The sequence below is a fragment of the Candidatus Allofontibacter sp. genome (genome assembly GCF_040404065.1).
Lineage (GTDB): Bacteria > Pseudomonadota > Alphaproteobacteria > Pelagibacterales > Pelagibacteraceae > Fontibacterium.
On the sequence record NZ_JBBAJM010000007.1, the window covers coordinates 1 to 3,093 of the forward strand.

Here is a 3,093-nt window from a genome sequence, read left to right on the forward strand (position 1 = left end):
CTTTGTTTTTTGGTTACCTTACCGATGACGAACCATCGGTTCGGCAAGGTACTTTACGTTAATAATAAAATTTTAATAATTTAGAATCTTTTTTCCCAGGAATACTTGAATAATTCTCTTGGTCGTCATATGGCTTTGTCTTATTATAAGTAACAAATTTGGTATTAGCATTAACACCTCTTAAATCTATATTATTTTTATAAGAAGAATGTATAGAATCTGTTACTCTTGATATTAAAATACCAAATCTTTCTGTAGAACTTGATAAATATCTATACATTTTATTTATTTTAGGAACAGTATATATGAAATTATGTAAATTATTTACAACATTTCTTCTAAGTTCTAAAGAACCTTCTAATAATTCAGACGTATTATCTGGATAATACCCATTCGCTTCATAATATTCATCTATATCCCTTTTAATTTTTAATATAGAATTTGTTCCCTTTAATAATTCAAAAAATTCATTTAAATTATAATCAGATAAAGCTTTTATTGAATGTAAAAAATGTATTAAATTTGCATCTATATATAAAGAATCTAGATTATTAGAATCATATATACGTTTTATATCTGCAGCTTTCATATTTTGAGGATTTGAATTTCTAATTAATTTCATCTTATTTTCAATGTATTTGTTAGATAACTCCTTTAATGTTTCCAATTTTACCATTGTTATTTCATTAAAATTTTCAAAATTATTGTTTTTTATTCCAATATATGAATCTGATAAATATAATGCAAAAACAATCAATATAATAACAAAACCATAACTTTTATTAAAATAAAATGTAAAAAATATTAAAATAATAACAAAAATACTTATTGATTCAAATTGTAATATTCTATAATAAGAACCGTGCTTATCTAAAAATAAATTTTGTATGTTTTCAAACATCCCTATTACTTATACTATCTAAAATTAATTTGTAAAATAATTAATTTAATTTGTTTATTAATAATAATATGCTTATTAATACATTTATTATTATTCTTTTATCAGACATTCTTGTTTTACACTAAATTAATTTCACTGTAAATTTCATTTAAAGTAATTATTGTATTTGTCGTACCTTGCCATACATGAGATATTACGATGTCTTCGTTAGATGTATAAATACATCCTTTATCAAATATTTCTTCATATTGATAATCTATTATGTTATTAGGTTTATTTATATTTACAAAATGTTTTAATTCAATACTTCCATATATTTTACAATAATTCCATAACGTTTGCGTCATAGAAATGTCATTACGACAATTAAATTTTATCTTTTTTTTTATATTTAAAAGTTCTTTAAATATAGAGTAATAATTTTTAGTTAAAAACTTTTTATAACCACTTGATATTAATATTTTTTTACAAATAATTTCTTTGTTTTTTCCACAAATTTTAGGATTCTTTAGACAAAATTTATATATATCATCTGTTTTATCCACACTATTCAACATTAGTTTTATATACCATTTACTAAATAACATCTGTAAGGTACCTTTAAATTAAAAAATGAATTTAGATAAAAAATCATTTTTTTTAATAAAAATGTCTGAAGAATTTCCGCAAATTGAACTTAAATTAGTCTTTGGAGAAATACCTCCTATTTTTATTTCTATCTTTTATGTGTTTTTTATTTTATTAATTACTTTGTTAATTTACATGTACATCTTGATCTTTGATATTACATTAGAAATATATAATAAAAAAAATTATTCTAGAAACATCAACCAAAATAATAATTAAACTCTTTCTAAATAAACTAATAAATTATTAGTTTTACCTCTATTACTTTTAATATGATCCTTTGTAGCATCACTTAAAATTTTTGTTTTCATTTCTTTCATCGCTAATTCTGGATACATATTGATATAATGTGTTAAAATACCAACCATTAAAGGTGTACTCATGCTTGTACCAGAGTAAACTGCAGTTTTACCATTTGGAATTGTACTTTCAATATCAACACCAGGGCTATAGATGTCAGCACAAGTTCCATAATTACTAAAATATGCCCTCTTGTCATTACGGTCACTCGCCATTACTGTAAAAATTTCCTTTACACTAGCAGGACTTGTACCACAAGCATCATTGTTTTCATTACCTGCAGCTGCAGCAAAGTAAAAGTTTGGATCCTTTAATGTAGCTTGAACAGCCTTATTTAACGCTATACTTTTACCACCACCTAAACTCATCGATACAACAGTTTTTACAACCTTTGATTTATTATTCACCTTTTGTTTAATATGATGCTTAAATGCAGCCTCAATACCAGCAATAACACCACTTGTAGTACCAGATCCATCAGATCCTAATACTTTAATCGCAAATAAATTAGCATCCTTACAAGCACCAAAAGTCTTACTTCCAATTAAACCAGCACAATGAGTACCATGAGAATTTCCATCCTTGTCAGAGTCATCTGCAAAATTACCTAACCAAGTCGCACGACCTTCAAACTCCTGATGATGAATGTCAATTCCAGTATCAATTACAATATTATTAACAATAATGTCGTTATTTGTATTGCATCTTGAATAATTAAATGTATTGTTTAAAGGAAGATCATGCTTAACTACCCTTCCCAAATGCCATGGAACAGTAGTTTCATTAAAGAGAACATCTACATTTTCTAAAAAATTATAATAAATAGTATCTAAAAAACTTACACTATATTCTTGCTCCTGTTCAACATAAAACAATTGATCCAAAGTATTTAAATAATCTGTACTTTCAGTCTTGTAAACAACAAAGTCCTCAATTCTCGCAAATTCATGAATATCATGTTCCATATTAAACTCGTTTAAATCCAACATTGACATAGTATGTGGTTTAGGAACTAATAATAAAGTTTTAGATAAACAAACTGTCACTGATAACAAAAATGTAATGAACTGCATTTTATTATTCTATATTTCTTTTCTTTAAATAATAATAAAGTAACCAAAAAAATAAATAAAATAAAGTACCTTGCCGAACCGATGGTTCGTCATCGGTAAGGTACCTTGCCGAACCGATGGTTCGTCATCGGTTCGGCAAGGTACCTTGAGGTAACCAAAAAAATAATACTTTTTAAAAATTTTGTTTTTTCT

General features: G+C 25.3%; 4 protein-coding genes. 1 reads left to right on the plus strand and 3 read right to left on the minus strand.

What is annotated here, in order from left to right; genetic code table 11:
* Positions 1-58: 58 nt before the first annotated feature.
* Together AC8IG9_RS06460 and AC8IG9_RS06465 are read right to left on the minus strand one after the other, a co-directional pair.
* Positions 59-901 (minus strand): hypothetical protein, encoded by an 843-nt coding sequence (locus AC8IG9_RS06460; RefSeq protein ID WP_507425995.1) that lies wholly within the window; start codon positions 899-901, stop codon positions 59-61.
* Positions 902-1,017: 116 nt separating this feature from the next.
* A complete protein-coding gene (locus tag AC8IG9_RS06465; RefSeq protein WP_507425996.1) occupies positions 1,018-1,458 on the minus strand; it encodes a hypothetical protein in 441 nt (146 codons plus the stop codon).
* A gap of 55 nt (positions 1,459-1,513) precedes the next feature.
* On the opposite strand from AC8IG9_RS06465, the gene AC8IG9_RS06470 reads away from it, so the two are divergent.
* Positions 1,514-1,747 carry a hypothetical protein gene (locus AC8IG9_RS06470; RefSeq protein ID WP_507425997.1) on the plus strand — a complete coding sequence of 78 codons (234 nt, stop codon included), beginning with the start codon at positions 1,514-1,516 and terminating at the stop codon, positions 1,745-1,747.
* Here AC8IG9_RS06470 and AC8IG9_RS06475 read toward each other — a convergent pair.
* Positions 1,744-2,901, minus strand: a complete 1,158-nt coding sequence (locus tag AC8IG9_RS06475) for a S8 family peptidase (RefSeq protein ID WP_507425998.1) — start codon at positions 2,899-2,901, stop codon at positions 1,744-1,746. The two genes, AC8IG9_RS06470 and AC8IG9_RS06475, sit on opposite strands and share 4 nt — an antisense overlap.
* Positions 2,902-3,093 lie beyond the last annotated feature (192 nt).

What these genes read in the sequence shown, in the direction of transcription:
- AC8IG9_RS06475 (WP_507425998.1), bottom strand. Translation starts at nt 2,901, where the DNA reads ATGCAGTTCATTACATTTTTGTTATCAGTGACAGTTTGTTTATCTAAA.
- AC8IG9_RS06470 (WP_507425997.1), top strand. Translation starts at nt 1,514, where the DNA reads ATGAATTTAGATAAAAAATCATTTTTTTTAATAAAAATGTCTGAAGAA.
- AC8IG9_RS06465 (WP_507425996.1), bottom strand. Translation starts at nt 1,458, where the DNA reads ATGTTGAATAGTGTGGATAAAACAGATGATATATATAAATTTTGTCTA.
- AC8IG9_RS06460 (WP_507425995.1), bottom strand. Translation starts at nt 901, where the DNA reads ATGTTTGAAAACATACAAAATTTATTTTTAGATAAGCACGGTTCTTAT.